Below are 20,818 nucleotides of genomic sequence, written 5' to 3'. Positions count from 1 at the left end.
ACTTTAGTCGTAAGTTGCTATGTTGGTCAAAATGATAAGATTTTAATTTAAGGTTAAATTTGCTATTCTTTTGCCCACAGTTTGGCCTCTACGGCGCTGTTTCTCAATCAGAATTGAATGAAAACAAGGGCAATGGAGAGCCAAGTTTCCAAGGATGTTCACTCCTTTACTTTAACAATAGTAATAATAGAGGAGGAACCGCAATGAGAGGAAAAAGTCGTGCTTGAAGCCTACCGTAAACACGTCGAAGAGCGTGCTGCCGAAGGAGTTGTTCCTAAACCGCTAGACGCAGAACAAGTTGCTGGACTTGTAGAACTTCTGAAAAATCCCCCGCAAGGTGAAGAAGAGTTCATTCTTGACCTACTAGAAAACCGTATTCCACCAGGTGTAGATGAAGCTGCTTATGTTAAAGCTGGTTTCCTGACTGCAGTAGCAAAAGGTGAAGTGTCTTCACCGCTTGTAAGCCGAGAAAAAGCGGCTGAGCTACTGGGTACAATGCAAGGCGGTTACAACATTGCACCGTTAGTTGAACTACTAGACGATGAAGCCTTGGCTGAAATCGCTGTGAAAGCTCTGTCTCATACGCTACTGATGTTTGATGCTTTCTATGATGTAGAAGAGAAAGCGAAAGCAGGCAATGCTCATGCACAAAAAGTGCTTCAATCTTGGGCGGATGCTGAATGGTTCCTATCTAAGCCTAAGCTTGAAGAAAAAATCACGCTGACTGTCTTTAAAGTGACAGGTGAAACGAACACGGATGATCTTTCTCCAGCTCCTGATGCATGGTCTCGCCCTGATATTCCAGTACACGCGCTTGCGATGCTGAAAAACGAACGTGAGGGTATTAACCCTGACCAGCCAGGCACCATCGGTCCAATCAAACAAATCGAAGAGCTAAAATCAAAAGGTCACCAGCTAGTGTATGTTGGTGATGTTGTTGGTACTGGTTCTTCTCGTAAATCTGCAACTAACTCAGTGCTATGGTTCATGGGCGATGATATCCCTTACGTACCTAACAAACGCGCTGGTGGTTATGTGCTTGGCGGTAAAATTGCACCTATCTTCTTCAACACAATGGAAGATGCGGGCGCGCTGCCTATCGAAGTTGATGTAACGAAGTTGAATATGGGCGACGTTATCGACGTTTACCCATACGAAGGCAAAGTATGTAACCACGAAACAGGTGAAGTACTTGCTGAGTTTTCTCTAAAAACAGACGTGCTGATTGATGAAGTACGTGCTGGCGGTCGTATCCCACTGATCATCGGTCGTGGTTTAACAGATAAAGCGCGCCAAGCTCTAGGTCTTGAGTCTTCTGATGTATTCCGTAAACCTGGTGAAGTCGCTGATTCTGGCAAGGGTTACACGCTTGCACAGAAAATGGTTGGTAAAGCATGTGGTGTAGCAGGTGTTCGTCCGGGCACTTACTGTGAGCCTAAGATGACAACCGTAGGTTCTCAAGATACAACGGGTCCTATGACGCGTGATGAGCTTAAAGACCTTGCGTGTCTTGGCTTCTCAGCAGACCTAGTTATGCAGTCGTTCTGTCACACATCTGCGTACCCTAAACCAGTAGACGTGAATACTCACCATACACTTCCTGATTTCATCATGAACCGTGGCGGTGTTTCTCTACGTCCAGGCGATGGCATTATCCACTCGTGGCTAAACCGTATGCTACTGCCAGATACTGTCGGTACTGGTGGCGACTCGCATACTCGTTTCCCGCTAGGTATTTCATTCCCAGCTGGTTCTGGTCTGGTTGCATTCGCAGCGGCAACAGGCGTTATGCCATTGGATATGCCTGAATCAATTTTGGTTCGCTTTAAAGGCAAGATGCAACCGGGTATCACACTTCGTGACCTAGTTCATGCCATCCCTTACTACGCGATTCAACAAGGTCTACTGACTGTTGAAAAAGCCGGTAAAGTGAATGAATTCTCTGGTCGTATCCTTGAGATTGAAGGTCTAGAAACACTAACGGTTGAGCAAGCATTCGAACTGTCTGATGCATCAGCTGAGCGTTCTGCTGCGGGTTGTACCGTTAAGCTATCTCAAGAATCAATCGAAGAATACCTAAACTCGAACATCGTAATGCTTAAGTGGATGATCTCGGAAGGCTACGGTGACCGCCGTACAATCGAGCGTCGTATCACTGCGATGGAAGAGTGGTTGGCGAAACCTGAATTGATGTCAGCGGACTCAGATGCGGAATACGCGCATGTGATTGAAATCGACATGGCCGAAATCCATGAGCCAGTACTGTGTGCACCAAACGATCCAGATGATGCTCGTTTGCTATCTGAAGTACAAGGCACTGCGATTGATGAAGTGTTCATCGGTTCTTGTATGACGAACATTGGTCACTTCCGTGCTGCAGGTAAATTGCTTGATAAGTTCAATGGTCAGTTAGCGACGCGCCTTTGGATAGCGCCACCAACGAAGATGGATAAAGACCAACTGACAGAAGAAGGCTACTACGGCATCTTCGGACGTGCAGGGGTTCGTATTGAAACTCCAGGATGTTCACTATGTATGGGCAACCAAGCACGCGTTGCTGACAAATCGACAGTCATGTCTACGTCTACGCGTAACTTCCCGAACCGTCTAGGTACTGGCGCGAATGTCTACCTATCTTCTGCGGAGTTAGCAGCAGTAGGTGCAATCCTAGGTAAGATTCCAACCAAAGAAGAATACCTAGAATACGCGAAGCAAATCGACGCAACGGCAACAGATACTTACCGCTACTTGAACTTCCATAAAATGGAACAGTACACCAAGAAAGCTGATGAAGTTATCTTCCAAGAGCCAGCATAAGTAAAGCTAAACGACGAAAAGCACCTCACTTGAGGTGCTTTTTTTATGGACGTAATTCGTTATACTCCGCACCAAATTGATACGAAAAGGCAACCTCGATGGAATTTGAATTCATCCGTAATACGTTGATGGGCGAGTACTACGTAAAATGCAGCATGGGGCATGAGATCGTAGGGCGCTGGTTACAAGAAGAAATCGGAAAAGATCCAGTGAAGATTGCTCAAGTAGAAGCTTTAATTGATAAGGCGTTTTCTCTTCCTTCTCAAGAGCATACTTTAACAGGTACTGAGATCAGCTTGATGATTCAAGGGGATGAAGTTCTGGTGCAGGAGAACGCTCTATCGCACGATTACGATGTAGAGATGGAAAGTGAGTTCGATTTCTATGATGCAGAGAGTACAGCAAGCTGCGGCATTGAAGACTTTGTTGCACTGATTGAGCAATGGAAAGACTTTTTGAACATTTAATGCACAGTTTTGGGTAATTCCATCGGGATTGCTTTATATTTGTGAAAAAGGTTTTTTTTGTTTATAAACCTGTAAATTACTATAAATACATTTATTTCAATGGCTTAAAAACTTGGCACGTAGATTGGATTACTAGAAGTGTTTCAGGATGAAAGCTTCGGAGAGAATTGCATGAAAATAATCAACGCCATTATTAAGCCGTTTAAGTTAGACGATGTTCGCGAAGCATTGGCTGATGTCGGTATCGAAGGGATGACAGTATCAGAGGTGAAAGGCTTTGGTCGCCAGAAGGGCCACACTGAGTTGTACCGCGGCGCGGAATACCAAGTGGACTTTCTACCGAAGGTCAAAATAGAAATTGCGACACATGCAGACAATGTTGATCGCGTCGTAGAGGCGATCACAAAAGCGGCGCAGACCGGAAAAATTGGCGACGGTAAGATTTTTGTGTACGACCTGAACCAAGCGGTGCGCATCCGTACGGGTGAAATGGACGCAGAAGCACTTTAAGTATTCAAGGGATTGGAGACACTATTATGGAATTAGCAACAACAGTAACCGAGTTACGTTACGCACTCGACACCTTTTTCTTCCTCATTTCCGGTGCGTTGGTAATGTGGATGGCAGCAGGTTTTGCCATGTTAGAAGCGGGTCTAGTGCGTTCTAAGAACACAACTGAGATTCTAACCAAAAACTTTTGTTTGTACGCGATAGCGTGTACCACTTACCTTGTTATTGGTTACAACATTATGTACGTCGATAACGGAGAAGGCGGTTGGCTACCATCGTTCGGTGGGTTGATTGGTACCCAGGGTGAAGGCGCAGACCATTCTCTTGAATCCGACTTTTTCTTCCAAGTGGTATTTGTTGCAACAGCGATGTCTGTTGTTTCGGGGGCCGTTGCAGAGCGCATGAAGCTTTGGTCATTCTTGCTGTTCTCAGCTGTTTTGACCGCGTTCATTTACCCAATGGAAGGCTACTGGACATGGGGCGGTGGCTTCCTATCTGAAGCTGGCTTTAGCGACTTCGCGGGTTCAGGTATTGTTCATATGGCAGGTGCGTCTGCGGCGCTAGCTGGCGTGTTACTGCTTGGTGCTCGTAAAGGTAAATACGGTAAAAACGGTGAAATCTACCCAATTCCTGGCTCGAACATGCCATTAGCAACACTGGGTACGTTTATTCTTTGGTTCGGCTGGTTTGGCTTCAATGGCGGTTCTCAATTGATGGTTTCAGACTTTGAAAACGCAACGGCGGTTGGTCAAATCTTCCTTAACACGAACGCGGCTGCGGCTGCGGGATCGATTGCTGCATTGTTTGTGTGTAAAACCACTTGGGGTAAAGCAGATTTAACCATGATCCTTAACGGTGCGCTGGCTGGTTTGGTAGCTATCACGGCAGACCCACTATCACCATCACCTTTGTATGCTGTAGCAATCGGTGCGGTATCGGGTGCGCTAGTGGTATTTAGCATCATCGGTCTCGATAAACTGAAGATTGACGATCCTGTAGGTGCAATTTCAGTTCACGGTGTTTGTGGTTTCTTCGGTCTAATGGTTGTTCCTCTAAGCAACGGTGAAGCAACGTTTGGTGCGCAGCTTCTTGGTGCCGCAGTGATCTTTGCTTGGGTATTTGGTGCAAGCCTAGTGGTTTGGGCGATTCTTAAAGCTACGGTTGGTATTCGAGTTACGGAAGAGGAAGAAATGGAAGGTATGGATATGCACGATTGTGGTGTTGGTGCTTACCCTGAATTCGTAACTGTGAAGTAAATATGCCTTGTAATAAATAGTTACATTCTCGGTATGTAAAAACCTGCTCCGATGAGCAGGTTTTTTTATTTTGGTCGTTGTTTTCTTATTGAACATACATATAATAACGCAACTGATAAACGTTATCATTAGCATGGTAAAGGATTAAACAATGAAAAAACTGCTAACTCTTTCAGCACTGACTTGCGCAACTCTAGCTCCAACAGCAATGGCAGCTGAAGAAGTGAACGTCTACTCTTACCGTCAACCTTTTCTAGTTGAACCAATGTTCAACGAGTTCACTAAAGAAACTGGCATCAAAGTAAACGTTAAATTTGCGAAGGAAGGTCTAGCAGAGAAACTAGCTCAGGAAGGCGAATACAGCCCAGCGGACGTTGTCCTGACTACTGATATCAGCCGTCTAGCAGAACTGACAAACAAAGGTCTAGTTCAGAAAGTTGATAGCAAGATCATTGAAGAAAATGTACCAGCTCAGTACCAAGACAAAGAGAATGAGTGGTTTGCACTTACGCTACGTACTCGTAGTGTTTACTCTTCTCGCGACCGTGTTGGCAAACTAGGTGCGGACTTTAACTATGCTGATCTAGCCAAACCAGAATACAAAGGTAAGATTTGTACTCGCAGCGGCAAGCACCCATACAACGTATCTCTTGTTTCTTCGATGATCGCTCACTACGGCGAAGCAGAAACGAAAGAATGGTTGGAAGGCGTAAAAGCGAACCTTGCTCGTAAACCTCAAGGTAACGACCGTGCACAAGTAAAAGCGATTAAAGAAGGTCTATGTGATGTTTCTTTGGGTAACAGCTACTACCTAGGCAAAATGGTTAACGACAAAGAGCAAAAAGCTTGGGCTGATGCGGTTTACATTAACTTCCCGAATCAAGAAACAACAGGCACGCACGTGAACATCTCTGGTATGGCGATGGCGAAATACGCTCCAAACCGAGATAACGCGCTTAAGCTTATGGAGTTCTTGACTGGCGAAACCGCTCAGAAGATGTACGCAGAAGTGAACTACGAGTACCCAGTAAAAGAAGGCGTTAAGCGTTCTGAACTTGTGGAATCTTGGGGCGACTTTAAAGCAGACACGCTTTCTCTAGATGATATCGCTTCTCACCATGAAGCAGCGATTAAGCTACTAGATGAAGTGAAATTTGACCTTTAATTCCTTGTGGGGGTATAACTATACCCCCATTTGATTAAAGGATATGAGATGTATTTGCACCAGCATTTGTATTTCATAAAGCCTTGCAGTAATTAGGCAATGAAAGATAGACATTCTCTATGGAAAACCAGTAGTGGAGCGATAACTCTGTTACTGGTTTTGCCGATCTTAGCGATCTTCTACACCGCAATTGGTGAAACGGATAACCTGTTTACACATTTGATGTCGACGGTGATGCCAACCTATATCTATAACACCGTCGTCTTAACGATTGGGGTTATGGGCCTCTCTCTTATTTTCGGTATTCCAAGCGCTTGGTTGATGGCAATGTGTAAGTTGCCAACGGAAAAGTGGTTACAGTGGGCGCTTGTATTGCCATTGGCAATGCCGGGTTACATTATTGGTTACATATTTACGGATTGGTTCGACTTTGCTGGCCCAATTCAAATATTCCTGCGTGATGTCACCGGGTGGGGACCTGGCGAATATTGGTTCCCTGATATTCGAACCTTGCCGGGGGCGACCTTTGTCCTGTCTCTGGTGTTATACCCTTACGTGTATCTACTGTGCCGCGCGGCGTTTATGGAACAGAATGTTTCACTGCTGCAAAGTGCCCGCTTGCTGAAATGCTCACCTTGGGAGAGCTTTTGGCGTATTTCGATGCCTTTGGTGCGACCTTCTATTGCCGTGGGTTTGTCGCTGGTGGCGATGGAAACCATTGGGGACTTCGGCACTGTCAGCTATTTCGCCGTTAACACATTAACGACAGCGGTTTACGACACGTGGCTTGGTTATTCTAACCTTAACGCGGCCGCTAAAATTTCCGCAATTATGCTGTTGATTGTTGTGCTGCTACTCAGTACAGAACGCTATAGCCGCAGAAAGCAGAAACTATTCCAAAGCCAATTTAACAGCCATGAAGATTTTCGTTACGAGTTAAGTGGCTGGAAAAAATGGGCGGCACTGGTGTGGTGTTGGGGGCTGGTTGCTGTGGCGTTCATTTTGCCATTACTTCAGTTGATTGATTACTCCATTACTTACTTTGAGCAAAGCTGGACACCAGAATTCCGTGAGTACGCGTGGAACAGTCTTGTTGTGTCTGTCATTGCTGCGATCATCGGCGTGGCCGTTGCTCTTGTGGTTAACTTTACTCACCGAGTCAATGGCAAACGTGAAAGCCTTGCTTTTATGCGTCTTTCCTCAATGGGCTACGCAGTACCTGGAACGGTATTGGCGATCGGCGTGATGGTTGCCGTGCTGTTTATGGACTATCGCGTAAACGATATTGCGAAGGCGATGGAATGGGGTAGACCGGGGCTGATTTTCTCAGGCTCAATGTTTGCGTTGATCTTTGCGATGGTGGTGCGTTTCTCTGCTGTTGCGATTGGTAGTATCGAAAGTAATCTAAATAAAATTTCTCCATCGTTAGATATGGCGTCACGCACGATGGGATGTACGCCTAATACGATGCTGTGGCGAGTGCACTTCCCACTGGTAAAACGTGGTGCACTGATTGCGGCATTGTTGGTGTTTATTGAGTCGATGAAAGAGCTCAATGCCTCTCTGCTTCTGCGTCCATTCAATTTTGAAACACTGGCAACATACGTATATAACTTTGCCTCGGATGAGCATTTAGAATTGGCAGCTCTGCCTGCTGTATTGTTGGTTCTTGTTGGGTTGATCCCGCTTGTTGTTGTTAACCGTTCACTGGAGCAAAATCACTGATGAGCTGCGCACTATCAATTAAAAACCTAACTTGCCAATACGATGCTCAAACCGTTTTAGAGTCTTTGTCGCTTGAAGTTGAACAGGGGCAAATCGTTTGTCTTTTAGGGGCGAGTGGTTGTGGCAAAACGACTTTGTTGAAAGCGATTGCTGGTTTGCTGCCTCTTACTTCTGGTCAAATGAGCTTAAATTGTCAGACGATTGATGATGGTGAAAATTGGTTGCCGCCAGAAGAGCGCAATATCGGAATGATCTTCCAAGATTATGCACTATTTCCTCATCTGACAGTTGCGCAAAATATAGCCTTTGGCTTGAAGCATCAATCAGCACAGGAAAAGCGCGCGAAAGTTGATGAAATGCTAGAACTCGTGCACCTTCAAGGTTACGCCGATCGTTATCCACATCAGCTTTCTGGTGGACAACAACAGCGCGTTGCGATTGCCCGTTCTCTGGCTTACAGCCCTGATTTACTGCTTTTGGATGAACCGTTTTCCAATATTGATACTCAGGTTCGTCACGAGTTAATCAGCGAGATCCGTAAGATTTTTAAGGCACAAGGCGTTACAGCGATTTTCGTGACTCACAGTCGTGAAGAAGCATTTGCGTTTGCAGACAAAATGGCGGTGATGAACCACGGTGTTATTGAGCAATACGGCACGGCTTCAGAACTCTACTACCAACCTTCGAGCAAGTTTGTTGCAGACTTCTTAGGTGGTGGTAGCTACCTAGCCGCAACGCGCATTTCAGATACGGAATACGAAACCCATATTGGTGTAGTTGAGGCGAGTGCACAGCAAGAGATTCAAATGCAATCTGCTTGTTCATTACTACTGCGACCACAACATGTCCAAATTCAGTCGGATGAAGACAGTGCGGTCACTGTGCTTGAGCAGCACTTCATGGGTGATCATTGTCGTTATGTGATTGATGCTAATGGTGATCGTCTACTGGCTATCGCATCACAGCCGCTTCATATCGGTGAGCGTGTTGCTGTGAAGATCGAAACTCAAGGCGTGCTAGCGTTCGCTTAATGTCTCTGCATACGGGATTGCGAATCCATTCTCGATTTATAGATACAAAAAAGCCCGGCAGTGATGCCGGGCAAGTGCTCTTCTCCTGTTGATGATCGCCTTTTCCAGACAGCGTCGGCTCTCATCATTGTGCTCGAAGCAGGCACAAGGTCAGTTATAGAGACAAGAAGTCTTTAAACTGTTGAAGAACACGTTCCGCAGTGTCCTTATCTTGCATTTCTGCAAAAATACGTAGTAATGGCTCAGTACCAGAGAAGCGCGCGATGATCCAACCGCCGTTTTTGAAGTAGACTTTCGCGCCATCTTCGTAGCTGACTTTTTCAATATCGAACTCAAACTCAGGCAGTTGTTTTTCAACATATATCTTGTTGAATAGGACTTCTTTTTGCGCTGGTTTGAATTTGCAATCACCTTCTGCCATGTACGCGTAGCCGTACTTGCCATAGATTTCATCCAGTAGCTCAGACAACTTTTTGCCCGTTACCGAGATCATTTCAACCAGTAAGCTCGATGCGAACACACCATCTTTACCTTTGATATGACCGCGAATAGTTAAACCACCAGAGCTTTCTCCACCAATCAGTGAGTCATCTGCTTCCATTTGCGAGCTGATGTGTTTGAAGCCAACTGGAACCTCAAAACATTTCTCACCGTGATCTTCGGCGATTTTGTCTAGTAGATGTGTTGTCGCGATGTTACGTACGACTGAGCCTTTCCAACCTTTGTATTTCAATAGGTAGTAATACAGCAGGATCAGCACTTCATTTGGATGAATGAAGTTGCCTTTCTCATCGATGATACCAAGACGGTCTGCATCGCCGTCAGTACCAATACCGATGTCGTAGCCTTCTTGCTCGACAAGGTGCATCAAGCGGTACAGGGTCGCAGCACTTGGAGAAGGCATTAAACCGCCGAAGTCTGGGTTTTTTCCGTCGTTGATCACGTCTACTTCACAGCGGCCGTTGATTAGGACGGTTTGTAGTGCGTTTTTCGCGACACCAAACATCGGGTCAATCAGCACACGAAGGTTGGCTTTTTTGATTGCTTCAATGTCGATAAAGTCGATGATTGAATCAACAAACTCGTTCATCGGGTTGATGATTTCAATCAACTTGTCTTCAACCGCTTGATCAAAATCGACACTTTTCACATCTTGTACGGTAAGTGTGGAAATTTGAGTTTCAATTTTCTCGGTAATGATTTCATCTGCATCACGACCACCTTCAATGAAGACTTTGATGCCATTGTAATCTGCAGGGTTATGCGATGCGGTGATGCACGCCGAGTAAGCACAGCCCATCTCTTTTGCTTTGAACATCACGATTGGTGTTGGAACAAACTTATCGATAAAGCTAACTACAATGCCATTTGCCGCTAAAACTTCGGCAAACCAACGGCCCGCTTTATCAGACAGAAAACGTCGGTCATAGCCAATGATAAAGCCACGATCTGCCACTGATTCTCTGTTAGTGATGTTTGCTACTGCCTGAGCAACCAAACGAACATTATCTTTAGTGAATTCTTCACCGATGAATGCGCGCCAACCGCCTGTACCAAATTTGATCATGATTCGAACCTCAATAAGGGCGGCAATACACCGCACCTTAAAATTTTGCTAGCGAACCCAATGCACAAGCTAAAGAGCAAAAGTGCATTGGGGAATTTTTCAGCGATTAACCTAGTGTTACGATCACTTCGTTCACGGAGCCTTCCGCTTGAACTGGTACTGATGCGCCAGTGATAGCTTCGCCGTTCAGAGTGATAGATTTCACGCCTTTGCTGACTGAATCAGGGTTAACAACTTTGATGTTGTAAGTCGCGCCTAGCCACTGACGAGTGACTTCAAATCCAGGCCAGTTAGTTGGAATACATGGATCGATAGTTAGACCATCAAAACCTGTGCGCACACCAAGGATAAAGTTGGTCACTGCGAAGTAAGCCCAACCAGATGTGCCAGTTAGCCATGGGTGGTTTGCACGACCGTGATCTTGGTGGTCTCGACCCATAATGAACTGCACGTAGGAGTACGGTTCTGCGATACGTTTTTCGATGATGTCGTTTTGGTTGTATGGGTTGAGAGCATCATAGAACTTCATCGCACGGTCACCACGCCCCAATTTTGCTTCAGCAACCCAAGCCCATGGGTTTGGATGTGAGAAGATCGCACCGTTTTCTTTTACGCCTTGGTAAACGCGGGTTACAAAGCCGATATCATCATTTGGTGTTGCGAATGATGGTGAGTTCAGATGTAGGCCGTATTCAGAGAATAGATTCTCGTCGACTGCGTCCATTGCCTTTTCACCGCGCTCTTGAGATACCGCACCAGACAGCACCGCAAGAGTGTTTGACTCAAGGTGCACACGACCTTCTTTTTGTTGCGCTGTACCAATCTTGTCGCCGTTTTTCGTTAGACCACGAATGTACCAGCCGCCTTCTTCGTCCCAAAGGTGTGTTTCACACGCTTCACGCACGTTTGCTGCCATCTCGGTGTATTTCTCAACGTCAGCTTCTTTGCCTAGGTATTTTGCAAGGTCGATGAACTCTTGTAGCGCCCAGAAGTGTAGGAAAGACACCATTGAAGACTCGCCGCCACCTAGGTTTAGACAGTCGTTCCAGTCGGCACGTAGACCTTTACAGATGCCCGTTTGACCCACGTATTCAGCTGAGAAGTCTAGCGCAGCTTTCATGTGGTCATACACGGTTGCATCACCGCCATCCGCGTAAGGAATCACTTCGTCGAAGAAGCTGTGCTCACCGGTTTCCATCACGTATTTACAGATGGTTGGTACTAGCCATAAGTGATCATCAGAGCAAGTGTCTTCAATACCGTGGATCTTGTCTTCATCGGACGGAGTAGGAACAACCGTTGGAGATTTAGATGGCTTAACATCTGCTTTTTCAGGATCGAACCAATCAGGATCGAATAGGTGTAGGCCGTAACCCGCTTTTACTTGACCACGCAGTAGATCAACGATGCGCTTACGAGTCATTTTCGGGTTCGCGTGAGGAACGGAAATTGCATCTTGCGCCGTATCGCGGTAACCAAGACCAGTACGGCCACCGACTTCGATGAACGAAGCAAAGCGAGACCAAACCACACATGTTTCTGCTTGGTATAGCGTCCAAGCATTGATCATGGTGTCTAGGCCTTCGTTTGGCGATTTCACTTGGAACTTGCCACAACGCTCATCCCAGTGTGCTTTGATGTCAGCAAATGCATTGTCGACTTCTGCAAGGTCTTGGTACTTAGCACGCAGACGCTCACCGTTGCCTTTACCGATACCCAGAATGTAAGCAAAGCGAACTTCTTCACCTGGTTGGATAGTAAATTGCTTGTGCAGAGAGCCACAGTGGTTGTAACACGTTTGTGCGGTGTTAAAACACTTACCTTGTTCTACTGCTAGTGGGTTTGCTTCGTCGCGGTATAGACCTAGGAAGCTATCACGTTGACCGTCGTATGAATCTGGATCAAACGTTGACGCTAGGTAGTAGAAGCCTTCGAAATCGTTAGTGTTGTAGTACAGGTCGTATTCAATCACGCCTTCGTTGTATGACGTACCAGCAGAGTAGAGAGACATCTGGTGGTTTTGGTTATCAGATTGAATGTGGCTGAACGAGAACTCAACAAATGAGAATGCGCTGATCGTACGCGGTTTGTCAGAGGTGTTCTTGATGACCACATCCCAAATTTCTGCATCTTCGCCTTTTGGTACAAAGAGCGTTTTGGTTGCGCTAATGCCGCTGTATTCACACTTGAATTTAGAGTACGACAAACCATGACGAACTTCGTAGTTCGCTTCGTCTAGGCTCTTGGCAACTGGTTGCCAAGAGATTGACCAGTAATCTCCCGTCTCATCATCACGTAGGTAAACGTAGTGTCCTGGGCGATCGAATGTCGCATTTGGACGGAACTTAGTAACACGGTTGTATTCTGGAGAGTTGTAGAACGAATAGCCACCTGCGTTATGCGAGATAACGGTACAGAATTTTTCTGTACCTAGGTAGTTGGTCCAAGGAGCAGGTACATCAGGGCGAGTAATGACGTATTCACGATTCTCGTTATCGAAATAGCCGTATTTCATTTGTGTCTTTCCTTTTTACAAAGCTGCGTCTGCAGCCAAAATTTAAAAACTCTTCAAGCGTGATGCTTCTACATCAGCTCTGTATTACTTCCACGGTTTACGGTAATTCACTCCCTGCAAATCAAGCAGCGGTAGGTGTCCTTTCAAACGTGATAAATAGTCGGTCCAGTCTCGGTGTTGTTTGTCTGTCCAACATGCTTCTGCCATTGCGGTTAAGCGCGGGAAGACCATGTAGTCCATACGAGACTGGTTGTTGATGATTTCGCACCACAATGCGGTTTGAATGCCCCAAATGCGTTTACGTATTGGATCGTCGGCTGGCACTTCAGCGAGTGGTTCATAGTTGTAAGCTTTTTCTAGCGGCAACGGGTTAGCCCAATCCACGCCCGGTTCTTCTGGTGCGTAATCTTGGGTCATATCTAGGTAGGTGGTTTGCGCTGGTTGTAGCACCACATCAAAACCTTGGCGCGCGCAGTTCAACGCCGCTTCTTCGCTTAACCACGAATAGATCACTGTGTCTTTGCTGACTTTGTCGCCATGCTGTGCTTCTTCCCAACCCAGCATGCGCTTGCCAAGTTTGCGCAGTTTGTCTTCGGCATGACGCAAGAAGTGCCCTTGTAACTCTTTGTAGTCGCTGTAACCCAGTTGTTCCATTAGTGCTTGGCACGCTGGGCTTTTTGACCATACGCCGTTAGGTACTTCATCCGCACCGATATGAACATAAGGGGCAGGGAACAACGCGGAGACTTCTTCCAACACTTTATCGATAAACTCGTAGCTCCCCGGCAGAGCTGGGTTAATGACGTTGTCGTTGTAATGCTGAATGCTGCGGTATTCGGTGGTGTCTTCAGCTTCTACCAATAGGTGTGGTAACGACTTGATGGCAGCTCGGCAGTGGCCTGGTACATCGATTTCAGGGATAACAGTGATGCCTCGTTTCGAAGCAAAGGCAACCACGTCTTTGATGTCTTCTTGAGTGTAAAAACCGCCGTAACGCTCAGCAAGGTGCGTGTACTGTGGCTCATTGGTTTCATCCAACCCACGCCATGCGCCAATATCGGTTAGTTGAGGCAATGATTTGATCTCAATTCGCCAACCTTCATCATCGGTAAGGTGCCAATGGAATGTATTGAACTTGTAGTGAGCCAACTGGTTGATCAAACGTTTGACTTGCTCAACGGAGTGAAAATGGCGAGCACAATCTAGCATCATACCGCGGTAACGAAAACGTGGTCGGTCTTTGATTGAACAGCAAACCACTTCCATTGAGGCTGGTTGATCGCCAACTTTGATCAGTTGCAATAACGTTGCACAAGCATGGGTAAAACCAGACGAAGAGCCTGCTTCAATTTTGATCGACTCTTCTGCTACCTTCAGTTTGTAAGCGCCTTCATCCAAGGTTGGGTTGCCTTTGAAGATGATCTGACTGCCATTGTCTGATGCGAACTCAAATTGATGAATGCGCTTAAGCTCTTCAAGTAACCACTCTTTAGCTGAATTGGCTAGGTTTGAATAAACCGCAACGCCAGCTTGATGATTAAAGCTAAAGCAGTGATCGCTGACTTCTATATGGTTTGGTTTTGGCAATAAAGGCTGCGCATGCGTCAAGCTGGAAGGGATCTCACTACGTTCACGGTACGGTGAAGCCAATACGATCGGCGTGACATCGACTTGAGCTCGCTGAAGGTTGCCGTTGACTTCAAAGTTGACCAAGGCTTCATTGAATCCATCAGAATAGTAACGGAATGGGTTCGAACCAATACTGAACTCGCAGTAAAAATGATGGTTAGCTGCCAGCACCAACCCTTCTGGTTTGAGGGTGCAGTAGCTGCCAATTTGCTTGAGCTGACCATTCGAAATACTATCCGGCAGAATGTAGCGATCAAAAGCAAAAATCAGGCTCCAATTGTGGAGATCTTGATCGCTCAAGTTATGGAAAGTCAGTCCGAAACGGCAGTTTTGCTTTTGTTCTGATAGGACGACGAGATCAACACGATATTCCATATCTACTCCTACGCCGCACTGAGCGAGTAAAGGTTATGTTCAGGTTTACCTGCAAACATAATTGCGCCTTCAATCGCGTCAAACTGTGGCTCAACAACCCATTGCTGAACTGGTGGCGAAAGCCAACTTAAAATACGTTCAGCAATGCTGCCCATTAAACAAATACGCGTTGCGCCGCGCTTGTTTAATGCCACGAGAAACATTTCTATATCAGCTGCAGTTTGCTTCAGCATCTCAATTGCTAGTGCATCACCTTGTTCTGCATGTTGGAAAATCGCAGGAGAAAACTGGCCATAATCACGAGGAAGCGCTTGTTTAGACCAAGCCACCACGTTATCAACGTCATTTTCGAAATGCGCCATGACGTGTTGTGCTAGAGGCGTTTTCTCCCTGATGCCATCTTCTGCTAACAAAACTTGTTGAACTAGGCGAAGCCCCATCACTGCGCCGCCACCTTGATCCGAAATAGGGAATTCGCGACCACCGACAACGTGCTGCTCCAATCCTTTAAGGTAGATGCCACAAGAGCCCGTTCCTGCGATCATGATTGCGCCATCTTCGCCATTGTGTGCACCAACGCACGCGCCGTAAGCATCAGTATTAAGAGTCATACTGGCAAACGGATGAGGAAGAGACATAAAGGCTTGCCAAGATGCTTTGTGCTCAGCACCTGCAAGGGCTAAGCCGACATGCATCGATGCGAAATCTTGTTGTGTCAGACCGCCTTGCTCGGCAGCCGAAGTGATGGATTCAAGAATCGAAGCCATTGCAACTTCAGCACCTAGCATGATGTTGGCGCTGCCGCTTTTGGCCTCGCCAAGAAAATTACCTTGTGAATCTTTGATCCTGGCTCGACATGACGTGCCGCCACCATCGATACCGACAAAATACATCCCCATGATTATTGTTCCTTAATATTTTTAGAGGTTTCCAACTGAGAAATATGCTGAGCTTGACTCATTATCGCGAGTAAGTACCAAGCGCCATGCGGGATCCATTGTTCGCCCCAGCGCCAGTTTTGTAACATGTCGTCTTTTTGTGCTGGTGGGTTAAATGCGATGTCTTCCTCGTCTTCAAAGCCGCCAGTGATTCCGTTACACACACCGCCTTTAGCGTTGAAGAAACCATATTGAGGAAGGTAATCAGGGTTGTTACGACCGTGGCCATCAAGCATGCACATGTCGTATGGGTTTAAGCCTACAATCCAGTTCAATGCATCTTGAGCAAACACGGAAAGTTGTTGCTGTATTTCTTGCGACGCTATATGCGGTTGAGCGAGATACGCCATGGTCGCGAGTGAGCCCAATCGAGCATTCTCGCCTTGCCACCAATAGCCGGATTCATTGTTGTGTGCGACAAAAAATGCATCGCGTTTTGACTCATTTACGCCTTTAACATACTGGCGAGGGTAACCGAATGGGTTGGTCACTTTATTCGATATTTTGATCTCAAACTCACACGCTCGGTTAACGATGCGTTTTACCGATTCTGTCTGTACGGAGTCGTCTTCAATTGCTAGGTATTCGCATAGAGCAATAACTGGTAGACCTGCTTCGGCAGCGTGAAAGTATGGACGACTGCCGTCTTGGTTTGCTGACCAGAAGTGTTGAATCTGCTCGTCGCTCATTTGGCGGGCAACTAAGTGTTGCGCCCACAAACGGCTCTCTTCCAAGTAGCGAGTTTCTTTGGTGGCTTTAAACAGTTCTACACTAGCTAGTAGCGCACAGTATTCGTCGATGATGTTTTCTTCACCATCATTGAGGTACTGCGTATTGTGCTCTTTTAGGTGCCAGTAACCATTTTCAGCGGCGTTGCGGTATTTCTGTTGATCGTATTCGCCATGAACACCTAAACGCGACGCCGCGGCCAGCGCTGCGATGGCGACACCGCCACCTTGTCGAAAGCCTGCTTGGTAGTCGTCAAATTTGTGACCAAGTTGCGTTTCGTAGGCACAGATTTCTCGTTGCGCAGTATCTTTGCTCCACTTATCAAAGACCGTCATGTAGAAGAAGCCTTTTTCGTTTTGCATACGAACAAGGAAGTCTGCACCGAACAGGGCTTCTTCAATAAGACGTGTGCGTGTGAAGGCTGCAATGTCTTCGCTTCCTTCAAGCAATGAAAGCCCTTTTAGGATGTTCCAAACCACCATTGGAGTTTGTTGAGGGTTCAAATAATTAGCGTATGAAAGATGACTTAAGTACTTACTAACGTCTCCAGATGCGTCGTACCAGCCACCGTGAACATCAACTGTTTGGTTGGCGTTGAGCACTGGCACTTGTCGATCTTGTTGATCGAAAACCCCACCGCAACGTTGTGATTTGAAGTAGTGGATCACATCTGACAGGGTTTGATTTAACAGAATATGTTCGCCAACAGTGAAATAAGAAGAACGCGAATCTTCCACTTGCAGGAAATAGTCGCCTGAATCTGTGAAAGATGAAAAGTCGATGAGGTAGAAATAGCCCTGATGCCAGTTCGCCACTTTACCTTGTTCTTCAACCGCAAAAGTTGCCACTGTTTGCTCGCTAGTGGCACAAATCAATTGAGCAGTGTAAGAAGACAAGTGTGGTTGTTCGGTCTGGATAATGGCTTTTTTGGGGCCCAGACGTTCATAACCAATGTGGTTAGTCAGTAGCAGCATTCAATGTCTCCGGGAAACGATAAAAACAGGAATGGGCCAGGCTGAACCTGACCCTCGTTATGATTAATCTTCAAATAAGTAACAGCGGACAAAGTGGTTGTCGGACAGTTGAGTGACGCCCGGTAGTCGTTCGCGACATTTGTCGGTAGCGTGTACACAACGTCCAGCAAATGGACAGCCGACAGATTCTGGTGTCCAAAGTGGGATTTCTCCTTTGTTGCCTTTCAGTTTCTCGTGAATAGACTTCGATGGATCTGGAACCGCAGATACCAACAGTTGCGTATATGGGTGTTGAGGATCGTGAATGATTTCTTCAGTATCGCCCCATTCAACCATGTGACCTACGTACATGACCGCGAGATCTTCAGCAATGTAACGCGCTGTTGCGATGTCGTGAGTGATGTAAAGCAGAGACATTTGTTTCTCGAACTTCATCTCTTCCATCAAGTTCAGAACTCCGGCACGGATTGATACATCGAGCATCGATGTTGGCTCATCCGCCAATACCACTTCTGCACCAACTGCGATGTTACGAGCTAGGTTTACACGTTGACGCTGACCACCAGATAGCTGGTGCGGGAACTTTTGCGCCGTTTCTTTTGGTGGAATAAGACCAACTTGTTCAAGTAGGTCGTACACACGCTCTTCCAGTTCTTTCTTGTTGCCCGGTGCTACTTTCTTATGAATCAGCAGCGGGCGCGCAATATGGTGGAAGATATTGTGCGTTGGGTTTAGCGAGCCAAATGGGTCTTGCCACACCATTTGTACGCCTTCACGATACGCCATCAAGTCTTGTCTTGAGGTGATGTCTTGAATATCACGCCCTTTGTACTCAATGATGCCGTCAGTAGGTGCGTACATTTTTGCAATCATTTTAGCGGTGGTCGATTTACCTGAACCAGATTCGCCCACTACTGACAAACCGCGGCTTTTGTACATTTTGAAAGATACGTCGTTGATAGCACGCATCTTTGACTGCTTGATTGAGTTACTGTTTAACGGGAAGTCCTTAACGACGTTTTTACCCTCAACCAGCAGTTCGCCGAGTTGTTTGCTCATAATTCTCTCCAGTGTAATTTTGTTCTTAGCTAGCGTGACTTCTGGTTTTAAACCTTGGCTTGAGCAATCGTATCGCCGTACAAGTGGCAGTTTGAATAACGACCAGGTTCAATTTGACGCAGCTGAGTCGGTACTCGTGTACAAGCTTCGTGGACACGGTCACAGCGAGCTTGGAAGCGGCAGCCTTGAGGAATCTCTAATAGGTTCAAAGGGTTGCCTGGAATACCAGTCAATTTGGTCTTAGGACCAGTTAGTGGAGGGAAAGAGCTACCCAAACCTTTGGTGTAAGGGTGGTAAGGACTTTCCAGAATTTGTTTCGAAGGTGCGACTTCAATCAATTCACCTGAATACATGATGCCGATACGGTCAGAAAACTCGACCATCAGCGACAAGTCATGAGTAATGAACAGAATCGAGAAGCCAAACTCTTCTTTAAGCGCGTAAATCTTTTGCAGAATTTCACGTTGGACCACCACGTCTAGTGCCGTAGTTGGTTCATCCATGATGATCATCTTCGGATTCAGAGCCAGAGCAATAGCGATAACCAAACGCTGACGCATACCACCAGAGAACTGGTGAGGGTAATCGCTCAAGCGGCTAGGATGAATATCAACAATTTCCAATAGGCCTTCAGCGCGAACTCTTGCTTGAGCTCGAGTGAGTCCTGTGTGGCGCATGATTACGTCGCAGAACTGTTCTTCCATAGTGAGAACTGGGTTCAGCGCGTTCATCGCACTTTGGAATACCATCGACATTTCACTCCAACGGAATGATTGCATGCGTTGATCACTGTATTGGAGTATGTCTTCGCCATTGAAGATAACTTCACCTCCGGTGATAAACGCTGGCGGCTTATGTAAGCGCATTAGTGAGAAAGCAACGGTTGATTTACCACAGCCTGATTCACCAGCCAGACCAAAGACTTCGCCCGGTGCAATATCAAAGCTTACGTTGTTACAGGCGCGGACATCGCCCGCATCTGTAATGTAGTCTACGCATAGGTTACGGATAGAAATTAGTGGTGCAGTCATGATTATTTATCTCCGCTCCATAGTGCATTTTGCGGTGCCAATTCAGGCTCACGCTCTTTCTTGTCTTTTGCTGCTAGTTTTTTCCAGCGTTTCATGCCTTTGTGAGAACGAAGCTGAGGGTTCGCAATTTCGTCAACGGCAAAGTTCAACAGAGCAAGACCAGTAACCAGTAGTGTCAGTGCAATACAAGGTGCGAGTACTTCCCACCATGCGCCAATCAACATTGCTGAAGATGTTTGTACGTTGTACAGCATGATGCCCCAGCTGATGGTGTTTGCGTCGCCAAGACCCAAGAACGAGATAACGGCTTCGGTGTTGATTGCCAGCATTACTGAACCGATGAAGCTTGCACCTACGATAGGAATTAGGTTTGGCAGAATTTCAACGAAGATGATGCGGAATGGAGATTCACCCAAAACTTCGGCTGCTTTAACGAACTCTTTCTCACGCAGTGCCATGGTTTGCGAGCGAACAACACGAGCGCCCCAAGCCCAGGAAGTACCTGCAATAATTAAGGCAATGGTGAGAGGACCTGCCTCGCCAATGAATGCCGCCAATACAAACAGCAATGGATATTGAGGAATTACCAGCATGATGTTCATTGCTGCACTCAATACGTCATCCACTTTACCGCCGAAGTAACCTGCCGAGATACCAATGACCGTCGCTAGGAAACACACGATGATGCCAGCACCAAAGCCTACCCCTAGTGATACGCGGGCACCGTAAGCCACTTGTGACCAGATGTCGCGGCCCATACGGCTAGTACCTAATACGTGATCTGCTTTTTTAGACATAATCAGCGTGCGACGATCGTCTGCTAGGTTCTTAGCCACCCAACCATCAGGGTTACTTTGCGCTTGTTTCACAACAAAGCTTGGGTACTCATGAGGATTACCAGTACGCTTGTCTGGTGCGTGTTTTGTAATTAATGGTGCTGCCACTGCAACGAAGATGAAGATCGTGATAATGGCTAAACCAATACGTGCGAACGAGTTGCCTAAAATCAGTTTGAATAAGTTTTTCATGA

General features: G+C 46.5%; 15 protein-coding genes. 7 read left to right on the top strand and 8 right to left on the bottom strand.

What is annotated here, in order from left to right; translation table 11 throughout:
* The first annotated feature begins 219 nt into the window (after nt 1-219).
* From acnB to OU793_RS01010, 7 genes are all read left to right on the top strand, one after another.
* Entirely contained in the window at nt 220-2,817 is a 2,598-nt protein-coding gene (gene acnB, locus OU793_RS01040) for a bifunctional aconitate hydratase 2/2-methylisocitrate dehydratase (protein ID WP_140057985.1), read from the top strand.
* Nucleotides 2,818-2,915: 98 nt separating this feature from the next.
* Nucleotides 2,916-3,284, top strand: a complete 369-nt coding sequence (locus OU793_RS01035; RefSeq protein WP_020835406.1) for a YacL family protein — start codon at nt 2,916-2,918, stop codon at nt 3,282-3,284.
* 171 nt (nt 3,285-3,455) lie between these two features.
* On the top strand, nt 3,456-3,794 hold the full coding sequence (locus tag OU793_RS01030; protein WP_005386570.1) for a P-II family nitrogen regulator: 339 nt from the start codon (nt 3,456-3,458) through the stop codon (nt 3,792-3,794).
* Between the two features lie 26 nt (nt 3,795-3,820).
* The gene (locus tag OU793_RS01025; protein ID WP_005490371.1) at nt 3,821-5,050 is read left to right on the top strand and encodes an ammonium transporter; all 1,230 of its coding nucleotides are present in this window, start codon (nt 3,821-3,823) and stop codon (nt 5,048-5,050) included.
* Nucleotides 5,051-5,201: 151 nt separating this feature from the next.
* On the top strand, nt 5,202-6,215 hold the full coding sequence (locus OU793_RS01020) for a Fe(3+) ABC transporter substrate-binding protein (protein WP_005479089.1): 1,014 nt from the start codon (nt 5,202-5,204) through the stop codon (nt 6,213-6,215).
* Between the two features lie 99 nt (nt 6,216-6,314).
* Complete coding sequence (locus tag OU793_RS01015; protein WP_024699414.1) at nt 6,315-7,940, top strand: iron ABC transporter permease; 1,626 nt, start codon at nt 6,315-6,317, stop codon at nt 7,938-7,940.
* Nucleotides 7,940-8,971 (top strand): ABC transporter ATP-binding protein, encoded by a 1,032-nt coding sequence (locus OU793_RS01010; protein WP_005461276.1) that lies wholly within the window; start codon nt 7,940-7,942, stop codon nt 8,969-8,971. Before OU793_RS01015 ends, OU793_RS01010 begins: the two co-directional genes overlap by 1 nt.
* 154 nt (nt 8,972-9,125) lie before the next feature.
* Here the strand turns inward: OU793_RS01010 and OU793_RS01005 are convergent, their stop codons facing one another.
* From OU793_RS01005 to OU793_RS00970, 8 genes are all read right to left on the bottom strand, one after another.
* The gene (locus OU793_RS01005) at nt 9,126-10,538 is read right to left on the bottom strand and encodes a phosphoglucomutase/phosphomannomutase family protein (protein ID WP_140103388.1); all 1,413 of its coding nucleotides are present in this window, start codon (nt 10,536-10,538) and stop codon (nt 9,126-9,128) included.
* A 106-nt stretch (nt 10,539-10,644) separates the two neighbouring features.
* Nucleotides 10,645-13,053 (bottom strand): N,N'-diacetylchitobiose phosphorylase, encoded by a 2,409-nt coding sequence (locus OU793_RS01000; protein WP_024702440.1) that lies wholly within the window; start codon nt 13,051-13,053, stop codon nt 10,645-10,647.
* 84 nt (nt 13,054-13,137) lie between these two features.
* The gene (locus OU793_RS00995; RefSeq protein ID WP_005494033.1) at nt 13,138-15,057 is read right to left on the bottom strand and encodes a beta-N-acetylhexosaminidase; all 1,920 of its coding nucleotides are present in this window, start codon (nt 15,055-15,057) and stop codon (nt 13,138-13,140) included.
* Between the two features lie 8 nt (nt 15,058-15,065).
* Nucleotides 15,066-15,956: an N-acetylglucosamine kinase gene (locus tag OU793_RS00990; protein ID WP_042762596.1), complete on the bottom strand. Its 891-nt coding sequence runs from the start codon at nt 15,954-15,956 to the stop codon at nt 15,066-15,068.
* A gap of 2 nt (nt 15,957-15,958) precedes the next feature.
* The gene (locus tag OU793_RS00985; protein ID WP_140103390.1) at nt 15,959-17,698 is read right to left on the bottom strand and encodes a glycoside hydrolase family 9 protein; all 1,740 of its coding nucleotides are present in this window, start codon (nt 17,696-17,698) and stop codon (nt 15,959-15,961) included.
* Between the two features lie 63 nt (nt 17,699-17,761).
* On the bottom strand, nt 17,762-18,757 hold the full coding sequence (locus OU793_RS00980; RefSeq protein ID WP_005461254.1) for an ABC transporter ATP-binding protein: 996 nt from the start codon (nt 18,755-18,757) through the stop codon (nt 17,762-17,764).
* 47 nt (nt 18,758-18,804) lie between these two features.
* Complete coding sequence (locus OU793_RS00975) at nt 18,805-19,788, bottom strand: ABC transporter ATP-binding protein (protein ID WP_005461267.1); 984 nt, start codon at nt 19,786-19,788, stop codon at nt 18,805-18,807.
* A gap of 2 nt (nt 19,789-19,790) precedes the next feature.
* Nucleotides 19,791-20,816 carry an ABC transporter permease gene (locus tag OU793_RS00970; protein WP_005461261.1) on the bottom strand — a complete coding sequence of 342 codons (1,026 nt, stop codon included), beginning with the start codon at nt 20,814-20,816 and terminating at the stop codon, nt 19,791-19,793.
* Nucleotides 20,817-20,818 lie beyond the last annotated feature (2 nt).

It is taken from the genome of Vibrio sp. VP6 (genome assembly GCF_028823755.1).
Taxonomy (GTDB): Bacteria; Pseudomonadota; Gammaproteobacteria; order Enterobacterales; family Vibrionaceae; genus Vibrio; species Vibrio parahaemolyticus.
This window is presented reverse-complemented; position numbering and strand designations above follow the sequence as displayed.